The sequence below is a fragment of the Micromonospora sp. ATLC20 genome, from assembly GCF_057196585.1.
In genome coordinates, this window is record NZ_JBXUOV010000168.1 from 1 (window position 1) to 13,000 (window position 13,000).

At 74.3% G+C, this 13,000-nt stretch carries 11 protein-coding genes and 2 pseudogenes; 5 read left to right on the forward strand and 8 right to left on the reverse strand.

The window, feature by feature from the left end; genetic code table 11:
* A pseudogene (locus tag AC2CHG_RS25375) lies at nt 1-89 on the reverse strand (phosphoenolpyruvate carboxylase); the annotation flags it as partial.
* On the opposite strand from AC2CHG_RS25375, the pseudogene AC2CHG_RS25380 reads away from it, so the two are divergent.
* A pseudogene (locus AC2CHG_RS25380) lies at nt 79-195 on the forward strand (AraC family transcriptional regulator); the annotation flags it as partial. The pseudogenes AC2CHG_RS25375 and AC2CHG_RS25380 overlap by 11 nt on opposite strands.
* A 35-nt stretch (nt 196-230) precedes the next feature.
* Here the strand turns inward: AC2CHG_RS25380 and AC2CHG_RS25385 are convergent.
* Nucleotides 231-632, reverse strand: coding sequence for a VOC family protein (locus tag AC2CHG_RS25385; RefSeq protein WP_262015527.1), 402 nt, complete (start codon nt 630-632; stop codon nt 231-233).
* 181 nt (nt 633-813) lie between these two features.
* Here AC2CHG_RS25385 and AC2CHG_RS25390 point away from each other — a divergent pair, with 181 nt between their 5' ends.
* The 4 genes from AC2CHG_RS25390 (at nt 814) to AC2CHG_RS25405 (ending at nt 5,882) form a co-directional block, all read left to right on the forward strand.
* On the forward strand, nt 814-972 hold the full coding sequence (locus AC2CHG_RS25390; RefSeq protein ID WP_013286005.1) for a hypothetical protein: 159 nt from the start codon (nt 814-816) through the stop codon (nt 970-972).
* Nucleotides 969-2,384: a methyltransferase domain-containing protein gene (locus AC2CHG_RS25395; protein WP_484525732.1), complete on the forward strand. Its 1,416-nt coding sequence runs from the start codon at nt 969-971 to the stop codon at nt 2,382-2,384. The genes AC2CHG_RS25390 and AC2CHG_RS25395 overlap by 4 nt, the downstream gene beginning before the upstream one ends.
* The gene (locus AC2CHG_RS25400; RefSeq protein WP_484525733.1) at nt 2,377-4,422 is read left to right on the forward strand and encodes a sulfatase-like hydrolase/transferase; all 2,046 of its coding nucleotides are present in this window, start codon (nt 2,377-2,379) and stop codon (nt 4,420-4,422) included. Before AC2CHG_RS25395 ends, AC2CHG_RS25400 begins: the two co-directional genes overlap by 8 nt.
* A gap of 176 nt (nt 4,423-4,598) precedes the next feature.
* Complete coding sequence (locus AC2CHG_RS25405; protein WP_194801668.1) at nt 4,599-5,882, forward strand: citrate synthase; 1,284 nt, start codon at nt 4,599-4,601, stop codon at nt 5,880-5,882.
* A 147-nt stretch (nt 5,883-6,029) separates the two neighbouring features.
* Here AC2CHG_RS25405 and AC2CHG_RS25410 read toward each other — a convergent pair whose 3' ends face one another.
* The 6 genes from AC2CHG_RS25410 to AC2CHG_RS25435 all read right to left on the reverse strand — a co-directional run.
* The gene (locus tag AC2CHG_RS25410; RefSeq protein WP_262015530.1) at nt 6,030-7,427 is read right to left on the reverse strand and encodes a glycosyltransferase family 4 protein; all 1,398 of its coding nucleotides are present in this window, start codon (nt 7,425-7,427) and stop codon (nt 6,030-6,032) included.
* 60 nt (nt 7,428-7,487) lie between these two features.
* Nucleotides 7,488-7,613, reverse strand: a complete 126-nt coding sequence (locus tag AC2CHG_RS25415) for a hypothetical protein (RefSeq protein WP_255419514.1) — start codon at nt 7,611-7,613, stop codon at nt 7,488-7,490.
* Between the two features lie 83 nt (nt 7,614-7,696).
* Nucleotides 7,697-9,646 (reverse strand): TOMM precursor leader peptide-binding protein, encoded by a 1,950-nt coding sequence (locus AC2CHG_RS25420; RefSeq protein ID WP_484525734.1) that lies wholly within the window; start codon nt 9,644-9,646, stop codon nt 7,697-7,699.
* Nucleotides 9,643-11,553, reverse strand: a complete 1,911-nt coding sequence (locus tag AC2CHG_RS25425) for a TOMM precursor leader peptide-binding protein (RefSeq protein ID WP_484525735.1) — start codon at nt 11,551-11,553, stop codon at nt 9,643-9,645. Before AC2CHG_RS25425 ends, AC2CHG_RS25420 begins: the two co-directional genes overlap by 4 nt.
* Nucleotides 11,550-12,431, reverse strand: coding sequence for a TauD/TfdA family dioxygenase (locus AC2CHG_RS25430; protein ID WP_484525736.1), 882 nt, complete (start codon nt 12,429-12,431; stop codon nt 11,550-11,552). Before AC2CHG_RS25430 ends, AC2CHG_RS25425 begins: the two co-directional genes overlap by 4 nt.
* Nucleotides 12,424-13,000, reverse strand: a 577-nt coding sequence (locus AC2CHG_RS25435; protein WP_484525737.1) for a hypothetical protein, incomplete at its 5' end; no start/stop codon positions are given. The genes AC2CHG_RS25430 and AC2CHG_RS25435, both read right to left, overlap by 8 nt.

A 13,000-nucleotide genomic window follows, 5' to 3' on the forward strand; every position in this document is an offset into this window, starting at 1 on the left:
AACGGGTTGCCGTCGCGGTCGCCGCCGATCCAGGTGCCGAAGCTCAGCGGGCGGGACGTCGGCGACGTCTCCACGCCGAGCGTGCGCAGCGGGTACGCCGACCAGGCCCACCTGACCCGCGAGGTGCGGGAGCTGGCCGGGGTGCCGCCGACCCGGCTGCTCGCCCCGGCCCGGAGCCGCGCGCAGGCGAGCTGACCGGCCCGGAAGCCGCGCACGGGGCCGGCTCGCGTCTACTCGGCAGTGGGCAGTGGGGCGAACAGATCCACGCCGTTGCCGTCCGGGTCGTGCAGGACCGCGTACCGCTGGCCCCAGAACGCGTCCCACGGCGGCATCTCGCCGTGGTGCCCGGCGCCGGTCAGCTCGGCGTACCAGCGGTCCACCTCGGCCGGGTCGGCGCACCGGAAGGCCAGGCTCATCCGGTTGTTGCCGCCGGCCGGGTCGAACTCGGGATGGAAACTGCGGATCACCTCGACCGTGTCCCAGGCCAGCCGTACCCCGTTCGGCAGGGTGACCTCGACGTGCCCTTCGGTCTCGGCGCCGGCCGGGATCGGCAGCCCCAGCCGGCGGTAGAAGTCGAGCGTGCGGGCCATGTCGGTGACCACGGCCCCGACCAGATCGAACTGCGGTGTCATGCCGGCCACGGTAGGCGCGACCGGGCCGGCCGTCTTGAACGGATCGGACGGGGGACGAGTGGCCGGTGTGGCCGCGCACCCGGACACCGAGACGTTACGGTGTGGGACAAGTCCGGCTTCGAGCAACAAAGCTCGCATTCCGGGCGTGCCCCGATGACCTGGCGACGGAAGGAAAGCAGCCGTGACGCATCTGGCCTACCTGGACGCGGGATCCGGCAGTCTCATCGTGCAGGCGGTGGTCGGCGGGGTGGCCGGGGTGGCGGTGGCCGCCAAGCTCTACTGGCGCCGCCTGGTGTCCCGGTTCCGGCGTCAGCCCTCCGACCAGGGTCCGGCGGCGTGACGATCCCCGACACCGGCGTACGCGTCGACCCCGGCTCCTTCCGCGACCCCGGCAACCGGGTGTTCCACCGGGGCGAGGAGGTGCTGCGCGGGCTCGACGAGCGCTCCGCCCGGGACTGGCGGGCGCTGTCCGTCACCGACTTCTTCCGGCAGGCCACCAGCACCGGGCAGATCGTCGGCACCGAGGAGCTGACCCCGACCCCTGTCGACGCCCCGTGGACCGCAGTGCTGCGGCACGAGCGGATCCCGTTCGTCTCGCACCCCTACGAGTGGTCGTACGCCATGCTGCGCGACGCGGCGCTGCTGCACCTGGACGTGCTGCGCGCCGCGCTGGAAGCAGGCTTCACCACCAAGGACGGCTCGGCGTACAACGTGCAGTGGCGTGGCGCCCGGCCGGTCTTCATCGACGTCGGATCGTTCGAGGCGCTGCGCGACGGCGAACCCTGGGCCGGCTACCGGCAGTTCTGCCAGACGCTGCTCTACCCGCTGCTCATCCAGGCCCACCTCGGGCTGGACTTCCAGCCGTTCCTGCGCGCCCGCGTCGACGGCGTCGAGCCGGACCAGATGCGCCGGCTGTTCGGCGGCACCCGGCGCTGGCGGGCCGGTGTGCCCACCCACGTGCACCTGCACGGCGCCATGCAGGCCCGCAACTCCGCCGCGAGCACCACAGACGTCCGCGCCCAGTTGCGCGCCGCCGGGTTCTCCCGCGAACTGGCGCTCGCCACCGTACGCGGACTGGCGAAGCTGGTCCGCCGCCTCGACCACCGGCCCGGCGACAGCCACTGGTCGGACTACCAGCGCACCTGCGCGTACTCGGTGCCGGACCGGCAGGCCAAGGAGGAGTTCGTCGACCGGGCGGTGGCCGCCGTCGGTGGCGGCTCGGCGCTGGACCTGGGCGCCAACGACGGCCGGTACGCCCGCATCGCCGCCCGGCACGCCGCGCACGTCGTCGCCGTCGAGCAGGACCCGGCGGTGGTCGACACGCTCTACCGCGCGCTGCGCGACGAGGGCGAGACACGGATCCTGCCGCTGGTGATGGACCTGGCCGACCCGTCCCCGGGTGGCGGCTGGCGCGGAGTCGAGCGGGCCGCGTTCGCCGACCGGGCCCGCGCGGACACCGTGCTCGCCCTGGCCGTGGTGCACCACCTCGCGATCGGGCGCAACGTGCCGCTGCCCGAGGTGCTCGACCAGCTCACCGCGCTCACCGCCACCGGCGGCAGCCTGGTGGTGGAGTTCGTCCACCCGGACGACCCGATGGCCCGCCGGCTGCTGGCGAACAAGCCCGACGGCCTGTTCCCGGACTACCGGCGTGACGTCTTCGAGGCGCTGCTCGCCCGCCGGGGCCGGGTGGTCGCCCGCACCGAGCTGCCGTCCGGCACCCGCACGCTCTACCAGGTGGTGGTGGGTGGCTGAGGACACCCTCGCGCCACCCCGGGACCACGCCGCCCTCCCGGTCCGGCGGGAACGCCGGCAGTGGTGGCGGACCGAGGCGGCCCGGCTGGCCGAGGTGGTGGCGCTGGTCGGGCTGGTGGTCACCCAGCCGCTGCTCGACGTGCTCGGCCGCAGCCCCGACTTCTTCCTGTTCCACCGCGCCTCCCGGGCCGACGTGCTGCTGCTGGTCGCCCTGATCGCGCTCGCCCCGACAGTGCCGTTCGCACTGCTCGGCGCGCTCGCGCTGCCCGCCGGACGCCTCACCCGGGCCGCCGTGCACACCGCGTTCGTGGGTCTGCTGCTCGCCGCGCTGGCGGTCCAGGTCGGCCGGCACGTCACGCCGCTTCGGGGCGTACCCCTGCTCGTCGTCGCCGGCGTGGCCGGAGCCGCCGGCGCGGCCGCGCACCGGCGATGGCGGGCGCCCCGGCGGGTGCTGCGGGTCGCCGCCGCCGGGCCGCTGGTGTTCGTCGGGCTGTTCCTGTTCGCCTCGCCCGCCTCGGCGGTGGTGCTGCCGCGCGGCGAGGGCGGCGCGGCCGGTGTGGCCGGCGCGGGCGCGCACCCGCCGGTGGTCATGATCGTGCTGGACGAGCTGCCGCTGGTCTCCCTGCTCGGCCCGGACGGCCGCATCGACGCCGAGCGCTACCCGAACTTCGCGGCGCTGGCCGGCGGGTCGACGTGGTACCGCAACGCCACCGGCGTCAGCGGCTGGACGCCCTACGCGCTTCCCGCGATGCTCACCGGGCGCTACCCGGAGCGGGGGGTGGCGCCGCACTACTCGCAGTACCCGGACAACCTGTTCACCGCACTCGGCGGCCTCTACCGGATCAAGGCCGAGGAGAGCATCACCCGGCTCTGCCCGCCGAGCCGCTGCGAACAGGCCACCACCCCGGAACAGGGGCTCGGCGTGCTGGTCCGGGAGAGCGGCAGGCTGCTCGGCCGGATCGCCGCGCCGGTGGACAGCCGGATCGACCCGGAGGACTCCTACCGCGAGCGGACCGCCGCCGAGGCCGGGCTGGACGCCGCCGAGCCGGTGCCGGACGACCCGAAGTTCCGCTGGGACACCCTGGATGACAACCAGCCGGCCCGGTTCACCTCGTTCCTGGCCGGGCTGCGCCCCGACACCCGGCCCACGCTGCACTTCCTGCACCTGCTGATGCCCCACTCGCCGTGGGCGTACCTGCCGTCCGGGGCGCACTACGCGGCCCCGGAGGACCTGCCGAACGACGGCGCCGGCTGGGTCGACCTGGCCCGCGCCCGGCACCTGGCGCAGCTCGGCTACACCGACCGGCTGATCGGCGAGACGCTGCGGACGCTGCGCACCACCGGCCTCTACGACAAGGCGCTGGTGGTCGTCACCGCCGACCACGGCGTCAGCTTCCGCCGCGACTGGCAGGGCCGGGGGATGGACGCCATCGACCACGCCGCGAACGAGGTGGCCTGGGTGCCGATGTTCGTCAAGGAACCCGGCCAGCGCGCCGGACGCGTGGACGACCGCAACTGGGAGCACGTCGACCTGCTGCCCACGATCGCCGACGAGACGCACATGCGGGTGCCCTGGCGGATGGACGGCCGGTCGGCGAAGGCCGCCCCGCGCGAGCGGGCCGACAAACGCTTCTACGACCGTCCCGGCCAGCCGGTCACCGTCACCGGCGGCGTGCCCGCCCCACTCCCACCGCTCCCGGTCGACCGGCTCGTCGGCACCCGCGTCGGTGACGTGCCGGTCGGCGGGACCGCCACGGTGGCGAACCGGGACGCGTTCGACGCGGTCGACCCGGCCGGCGGTCGGCTGCCCGCGATGGTCTGGGGCACCGTGCCGGACGGAGTACCCGACGGCACCCGGCTCGCCGTGGCGGTCAACGGCACCGTCGGCGCGGTGGTGCCCGTGGTGCCGCCGGACGCCGGTGGGCGGCGGTTCGCCGCGCTGCTCGCCGACGACCGTCTGTTCGCCGCCGGCGCCAATCGGCTCGACCTCTACCGGGTCGGCGACGACGGGACGCTGCGGCGGCTCACGCTGTCGTGACGGACCTCCCGAACGTGCCCATGGCCGCGCTCCCAACCGGTTTCCGGACCGGCTGGCCGGGAAACAGGTGACGCACACCTCACCCTCAAACCATGACGAGCGGTGTTCTCCGCGCCGTGATTACGGTAGAAGCGAAGGCAATTCAACGAAGATCTTGCCGGCGAAGCGAGGAACAGATGACGGAAGTCAAGCTCGACCACCCCGGTGGGCAGCTGTCGATGCCGGTGCAGTCCGCGGTTGAGGGCCCCGCCGGGATCGGGGTGAGCAAGCTGCTCAAGGAAACCGGGATGACCACGTACGACCCCGGTTTCGTGAACACCGCGTCCTGCTCGTCCGCCATCACCTACATCGACGGTGATGCCGGCATCCTGCGGTACCGGGGTTACCCGATCGACCAGCTGGCCGAGAAGTCCTCCTTCCTGGAGGTCTCCTACCTGCTGATCTACGGCGAGCTGCCGACCCAGACGCAGCTCACCGAGTTCAGCGAGCGGATCCGGCGGCACTCGCTGCTGCACGAGGAGATGCGCCGCTTCTTCGACGGCTTCCCCCGCGAAGCGCACCCGATGGCCGTGCTCTCCTCGGCCGTCAGCGCCATCTCGACCTTCTACCAGGACAGCCTGGACCCGTTCGACTCCGAGCACGTGGAGATGTCGACGGTGCGGCTGATGGCGAAGGTTCCCACCATCGCCTCGTACGCGTACAAGAAGTCGATCGGGCAGCCGCTGCTGTACCCGGACAACTCGCTGGGCTACGTCGAGAACTTCCTGCGGATGACGTTCGGCGTACCGGCCGAGCCGTACGAGGTCGACCCGGTCGTCGCCCGGGTGCTGGACATGCTGTTCATCCTGCACGCCGACCACGAGCAGAACTGCTCCACCTCGACCGTGCGGCTGGTCGGCTCCAGCAACGCCAACCTGTTCGCCTCGGTCTCGGCCGGGGTGAACGCGCTGTTCGGCCCGCTGCACGGCGGCGCCAACCAGGCCGTGCTGGAGATGCTCCAGAAGATCCAGGCCGACGGCGGGGACGTCCGCTCCTTCGTGCAGAAGGTGAAGGACAAGCAGGACGGCGTGAAGCTGATGGGCTTCGGGCACCGGGTCTACAAGAACTACGACCCGCGCGCCGCCATCGTGAAGAAGGCCGCCCAGGACGTGCTCGGCCGGATGGCCAAGCCGGACCCGCTGCTGGACCTCGCGGTGCAGCTCGAGGAGATCGCGCTCGCCGACGACTTCTTCGTGTCCCGGCGGCTCTACCCGAACGTGGACTTCTACACCGGCCTGATCTACAAGGCCATGGGCTTCCCGACGAAGATGTTCACTGTGCTGTTCGCGCTCGGCCGGCTGCCCGGCTGGATCGCGCAGTGGCGCGAGATGATCAACGACCCGGAGACCAAGATCGGTCGGCCGCGGCAGATCTACACCGGCGCCACCGAGCGGGACTACGTCCCCGCCGCCCAGCGCTGAGCGTGTAAGGAAGGGCCCCTTGTTAACGCCTCCGGTAGAGGAGGGGCCCCCTATTAACACGCGGACCACGAAGGCCGCCGACCCGAGCAGGGTCGGCGGCCTTCGTCGTGTGCACTGGGGTGGAGGGCGTTAATAGGGGGCCCTTCCTTATCGCAAGCCGGCGGCGGTGAGGAGGTTGCCCTCGGGGACGCGCGGGCCGGCGTGGCCGTGTGCCATGCGGTGCTGGGCGCGGGCGGCCGTGAACGCCGGGTCGCCGGCGATGGCGGCGGCGTACGCGGCGGCCGTACGGGACGCGATGGCCGCCCAGCCGTACTGCTCGTGCACCATCGTGCGGGCCCGCCGGGCGAGCGCACGCGCCCGGTCCCGGTCCGACAGCAGCGCGTGCACCGCCTCGGCGAGGCCGTCCGGGTCGTGCGGGGCGAACGTCATCCCGGTGACGCCCGGCTCGACGATCTCGGCCAGCCCACCGGTACGGGCCACGGCGAGCGGCGCGCCCGCGGCGGCCCCCTCCAGCGCCACCATGCCGAACGGCTCGTAGATGCTCGGCACCGCGAAGCAGTCCGAGGCGGCCATCACGGCGGGCAGGTCGGTGCCGCCGAGGAACCCGGGCATGCTCACCGTGGCGCCCAGCCCGAGGCGGCGCACCTCGGCCTCCAGGTCCGCCTTGTACGGCCCGTCGCCGACGATCACCGCGCGCAGCCCGGGGTGCCGGTCGCGCAGCCGGGGCAGCCCGGCCAGCAGGTGCTGCACGCCCTTCTCGTACACGAGGCGGCCGGCGAACGTGACCAGCGGGCCGTCCGCGGCGAACCGGGCGCGGGCGGCGGCGACCGCCGACGCGGGCACCCGCCAGCGGTGCGGCTCGACGCCGTTGGGGACCACGTCGACGCGGGCGGCGTCCACGCCGAACAGCGCGCCAACCTCGTCGCGCATGTAACCGGAGCAGACGATCACGCGCCCGGACTCGCCGGCGAGCCAGTGCTCGACGCCGTGGATGGTGCGGTTCATCTCCTCCGGCAGCCAGCCCTGGTGCCGGCCGGCCTCGGTGGCGTGGATGGTGCTGACCAGCGGCACGTCCAGGTGCTCGCGCAGCGTCATCGCGGTGTGTGCGACGAGCCAGTCGTGGGCGTGGATGACGTCGTACGAGCCGGAGGAGGCGGCGCGCAGCGCGGCCCGGGTGAGGGTGTGGTTGAACGCCATCGTCCAGGCGAGCAGCGAGCCGGTGGCGAGGGGGAAGGTGACCGGGTCCTCGGCGGCGCGGACGATGCGCACGCCGTCGGCGTACTCCTCCAGGGGAGCGCCCTCGGCGTGGCGGGTGACGACTGTGACCTCGTGCCCGGCGGCGGCCAGGGCGACGGACAGCGCGTGCACGTGGCGGCCGAGCCCGCCGACGAGCACCGGCGGGTACTCCCACGACAGCATCAGGATGCGCCGGGTCCGGGGCGCGGACCCGGCCGGCGACGGCGGGGCCGGGCGGGAGGTGAGGGTGGGCCGGTGGAGCCGGTCCGTCGCGGTGGCGGGCTGAGCGCCGACCCGCAGAGTGGTCACGTGGATCTCCGTCCATGCATGGTGAGGCACGCCGGCATCGGTGGCGGCGACGAGCGGTGGTCAGGAGCGACCGGACGGCCGGCCGGGCGTCGGCACCAGCTCGCCGACGACGGCCTGGGCCGGATACCGATCGCGGGCCACCGGGAGGGTGCTGACGTCGATCGGGAACCGGAACCGTCCAGTCACCCTGCCAACCTACTGCGCCGGATCGTCCCGCGCGCGGTGAGCGATCCTCATCACTCTCCGACGCCTCCGCACACATGAGACAGTCACGGGAACGGGTGCGGATACGGGTTGATCTCCTCCGGGGCGAGCGGTTCGGCCCGGTGTCCGAGCCGGACCGGCAGGTCGCGCAGCCGGGGCAGGTCGACGCGCCGGTTGCGGTGGCCGAACGTCATCGGCAGCAGCCCCGGGATCAGCACCTTCACGCTGGTGAGGCCGACGGCCGCCTGCTCGCGGGCGGTCTGGTCGACGACCACCACGTCCAGGCCCTCGTCGAGGTAGCGTCCGGTCACGTGCCGCAGGTCGTCGAGCAGGTCCGTGGCCGGGCGGTAGCGCGCCGCCGGCGGGAACGCCTCCGCCACGGACAGGATCTCGTCGCGCTCGTACAGGAACGCGAAGCGCGGCCAGGCGTCCGGGCTGGCCGCCGCCAGCAGGTGGTCCTCCATGGTCCGGACCAGGTCGGAGTCGGCGACCAGGCCGGGGGCCGTGGTGTCCTCGGCGACCATCTCCCGGGTGGCCTCGGCCACGCTGGCGAGCTCCACCAGCGCGGACCACAGCGCGCGCTCCGGGTCCAGGTGCGCCCCCGCACCGCAGAACGCCCGGGGACGTCCCGGCCGCACCTCGTCGTCGACGAGCATCAGCCACACCGCCGGGACGCCTTCGGGCATGGTGATGTCGAAGACATCCAGGCGGCTGCCGGTGGTCCGCTGGATCCAGTCGACGAGCACGCGGGTCATCGGGTCGGCGGAGGTCATCGGGTCCACGCGCGGCACTGGTAGCCGGGCGTACCAGGTGGACAGGAAGGCGTCCCGCTCGGCGACCTCGAAGATGCCGTGCAGGATCGCCTCCTCGAGGTTCGCGCCCAGCGCGCAGCCGTTCGAGCACTCCGGACCGAAACCCGTGCCGTGCGAGCCGTAGTAGGCGAAGGTCTCCGGCACCAGCACCGGGCCGTCGCGCCGGAACGAGTAGGCGTACACCCATTCCATGGTCCGGTCCGGGTCGTACGCGACCGCGTGGTCGTCGGGCGGCGCGGGCGGCAGGCCGAACTCCGTCGGCTCGACGGCCCGCCGCGGTCCGAGCTCGCGGAACGAGGCGCGGGTGACGGTACGGCGGGCGCGTGGGACGTTGCCGCCGAGCCGTTCCAGCGCCTCGGCGACGGCGACGGCCACGCTCGCCGGGTAGGTGAAGGTCCGGCCGTAGCCGGCCAGTTCACCACAGCACAACGGGCCACCGATCGCGCCGGCGAGGACCATCGGGTGGTTGTGGTGGACGGTGATCGACGACAGCAGCCCGGTCTCCTCGTCGTGCAGCGCCGCCAGTAGGGCGAGGTGCTCGTCGGGAAGGCGGCGGGCCCGGTAGTCGCCGGGTGCCCGTTTCGGCCGGGACGTCAGCGTGAAGGTGCCGGCGGCCGGGCTGTCGTCCGGCAGCGGGCCGCACACCGGGCAGCCGGGTTCGGGGACGAACCGGTGCCGCTCGACGGCCAGCGAGGCCGTGGCGACCTCCAGCACCGCTTCCGCGCACCGGCCGTCGCCGCCCTGCGCGACCCGGCGCAGCTCGTCGGCCACGAGCGCGGCGACCGCGGCGCGTACCGGCGGGCCGAGGACCGGCCGGGCGGGCTGCACGTTGCCGTCGTAGAGCCCCTGCCACAGCGCGGACCGGTGCGGTGTCCCGGTGGTCCGCGCCCGGCGTTCCCGCACCTGCACGCAGTGGTGGCAGCCCGGCCGACCGGGTGTGACGAACGGTCCGATCCGTACGCCGCGCGGCGTGGTGTACACCGGGAGGAAGGGCCGGCCGGCGTCGGCAGCCGCCCGGGCGGCCATGTCGACGTCCTCCGGTGGCCCGTCGACGACGAAGACGTCGACGTCGGCGACCGGTGCGGCGCCCAGCGACTGTTCCACTGCCCGGCGCAGGGCGCCGGCGCCGAGGATCCGCAGGCCGTGACGCGGTGCCACGTCGGACGAGGCGGGGAGGGCCGGTGTGGTCGTGACATCGGTCATGCGCTGCTCCCCGCTCGTGGCGACCACGCCGCCCTGATCATGAACGGCATCACCCGCTGCGCCCCGGGCGGCGGGTCGGCGGGCCGCACCAGCAGCGACCGCCCGTCCCGTGCCAGCTCGCGCAGCAGCGGCGGCAGCGCCGTGTCCCAGTCGTAGCCGCCCACGTCCGGCCCGATCTCGGCGCCGTCCGGGCGGCGTCCGGTCACGACGGCGACCGCCGCCTGCATCGCGTTCGCCAACGCGGTGTCCGTGTCGGTGGCGCAGCTGTGGGCGAGCCACCTGTCGCCGGCGGCGACGAACACGGTCGGGGGGCGCGATCCGTCGTGCCACGCCCGTGGCTCGTGGCCGAGGAGGGTCAGCTCGTGTGCCCTGACGCGGGTCGGCTCCGGCCACCGCGTCCGGTCGAGCCACCCGCCGGGCGGAGCACCGTCGGCAGTGGTGGCCGCAGGCGGGGTCGCGGCCGCGCGTCGCAGTTTCAGGATCGCCCGGCCCTGCGCCTCCGCCCAGGTGTGACCGCCGGCGGTCACCACGACGTCCGGCTGCGCGTCGACGACAGCGCCGCGCCCGGTGTCCCACCACGCCGTGGCGGTGTCGCCGGCGAAGGCCCGCGCGGCGAGCGCCTCCAGTGCCGCCGTGGCCGCGCGCAGCAGCGCCTGCTCCCGGCTGCCGCCGACGGCGGTGAGCAGCCGCGGGGCGCCGCCGGCCAGATCCACGACCGTCGCCTCGACGCAGCTGACCGAGATCTGCGAGTGGGCGCCGGTGTCGATGGCCAGCAGCGGGCCCAGCCGCGCGTCGACCAGGAACGGCATCCGGGCGACGAACTCCTCGACGGCCACCGGCGTGCGGGCGGCCATCGCGTCGACGTGCGCGGCGAGATCGGCGTACGGGGCCGAGGGCCGGCAGGACCGGCAGCGGGGGTGCACGTCGAGCAGATGCTCGCTGGTGACAGCGGTTTCCAGGTCCACGCGGGTCATCCGGTTCGTGGCGGTGGTCTCCGCTCCCGTCCGGTGGCGCAGGTACGCGAACCCGAGCGCCGCGCCGATCAGGCCGCAGACCGGTGCCGACAGCCACTCGGACGTCGTGTCCGGCTCGTCGGCGCCACCCGGGGGGAGCCCGGCGCCCTGCCGGCTGAGCAGGGCGCACTCCCAGCAGCCGCCGGTGACGCCGCCGCCGGTCGGGCCGATCCACGCCTCCGCGCCGCCGGGCACCGCGTGCAGGACGGGCACCCCGATCGCCCGGGCCGCCCGGTTCAGCCGCGTCGCCCGCCCGGCCATCGGACGGGCGGCGCAGTGCAGCACCGCGTCGTACCCCGTCAGCAGGCCGGCGAGCCCCTCGTCGGTGTCGAGGGCGGCGGCCGCGTCCAGCAGTGTCAGCCCGGTCGTCGGGTCCTCGGCACGACGCCGCTCGACGATCCGCCGGAAGCCGTCGCGTTCGGTGCCGGCCTCGGTGGTCTCGACCAGCGAGGCCGTACGCAGCCCGAGTTCGAACAGCGTCTGGACGAGCGCGAGCATGCCGGCGCCGGCGCCGACGAGCAGCACCCGTCCGTCGCGGAACGCCTCGAAGCGGCTCAGCGGCGCGTCGGTGACGTGCTCGGCGAACGCGATCGAGTCCCGGTAGGTGTCGAGTTCCCAGTCCCGCAACGTGTGTGGCGGCTCGCTGTCGAGGTCGCGGGCGAGGCCGCGCCGGACCAGCATCCGGACCAGGTCGGTGACGAGCTGCCGCTGCGCCGGGGCCAGACCCGCGGTCAGCGCCTCCACGGTGCGGGTGCCGTCCAGATGCGGGGCGAGCCGCTGCACGAGGCCGTACGCCGACGCGCCCGCCAGGTGGGTGCCGGCGAGTCCCGTCTCCAGGTACACGCCGTCGTCGGCCGGCACGTACATCAGGTCGTCGCGGAGCTTGACCCTCACGCGGCCACCTCCTTCCGCAGGTGTCCCATCCGCACCGCGACCGCGCGCCCGGCGTCGGTGAACGCCTGCCGGCCGTGCAGGTACCGGGAGTTGTCCACGACCAGCACGTCACCGGACCGCCACGGCACCGCCACAGTCAGCCGCGCGGCGGCGCCCGCGGCGGTGGCCACGAGGTCGTCGGGCACGGGTGCGCCGGTGGCGGAGCGCACCCGCAGCCGCCGGTCGTGGTACTCCCCGGGCTGCGGGCGGCTGATGAACAGCGAGTTGCAGAACGCGGGCGCGCCGCCGAATAGAGTCGGTGGCGTGCACCGGGTGCCGAAGCCGACTGTCATCGCCTCCTCGTCCACGTCGATGTGGATCGACTCCCACGGCCGCAGGTACGGCTCCCACTGCCGCAGCATCCGCTCCGCGGCCGCCGGGTCGGTCGTGCCGCACATCCGCTGCCACACCGGTGTGGGCAGCGCGCTCTCCCAGCGCAGCGTCAGCTCCTCACAGGCGGCGCGGACCGCGGCGGGCAGGGCGGCCAGCAGCGCGAGACCGTCGCACAGCGTCGTGGCCCCGCCGTCGGCGGCGGGCCGCTCGCACCGGAACATCAGCAGGTCCGGCGGGCCCGGCGCGTACGACGCCTCCCGGTGCAGCGGCATGCCCTGCGTTCCCCGGGTGACAGTGGTAGTCGTCGGGTCACCGCCGATCACGTCCCGCTCGTCGTGGAACCCGCCCTGGTACGGCGACGCGGTCATCAGCGCGTCGCCGAGCGCGACGTAGTCCTCGTGCCGCCACCCGCCGCGCAGCAGCACCGCGCCGTGCTCGGCGACCGCCGCGAGTACCGTGTCCGGCGTGGGGGTGCCGACGAGCGCCGGAACGTCCGGTTCAGCCATGAGGGTTCCCTTCGGTGAGATGGGCCGCCAGCACCCCGGGCCGCGGCGCGGGCGTGCCGATGAGCAGTTGCGTCAGCGGCGACGCCCCGTCCGGCAGGCCGAGCCGGGCGGCGATCGCGCCGGCGGTGAGGCCGCCCAGCGCCCGGCTCGCCGCGCCGGTCGCGGTGGCGGCGAGCCCGGCCAGGTGAAGGGCCACACCGGCGAGCAGGTGCAGCCGGTGGAACGCGGCCGGGGTGAGCTCGTCGACGGGCCGGCTTCCGGCGTGGACCAGGTAGAGGGTCGCGCCGCGGGTGACCATCCGGCGGTCGACCCGGTGCGGGTACGCCGCCGGGTCGTCGGCCGATCCCGGCGGCCCGGTCGGCACCAGCCGGTGGCGGTGCGGCTGGTAGCGGTACGCGTCCGACGGGATGCCGTCGACGGTCCGGGCGAGGCACCAGATCTCCGGGTACAGCGGCTGCCGGGCCAGCGCGGCCAGGGCCGGCGAACCGGCCCGGCCGGCAGCGCAGGCCAGGATGTCGGCGACCTGCCCGGCGGTCATCCCCGGGCCGAGGTTCGCGGCGGAGGCGCGG

What these genes read in the sequence shown, in the direction of transcription:
- AC2CHG_RS25385 (WP_262015527.1), bottom strand. Translation starts at nt 632, where the DNA reads ATGACACCGCAGTTCGATCTGGTCGGGGCCGTGGTCACCGACATGGCC.
- AC2CHG_RS25405 (WP_194801668.1), top strand. Translation starts at nt 4,599, where the DNA reads ATGACGGAAGTCAAGCTCGACCACCCCGGTGGGCAGCTGTCGATGCCG.
- AC2CHG_RS25420 (WP_484525734.1), bottom strand. Translation starts at nt 9,646, where the DNA reads ATGACCGATGTCACGACCACACCGGCCCTCCCCGCCTCGTCCGACGTG.
- AC2CHG_RS25430 (WP_484525736.1), bottom strand. Translation starts at nt 12,431, where the DNA reads ATGGCTGAACCGGACGTTCCGGCGCTCGTCGGCACCCCCACGCCGGAC.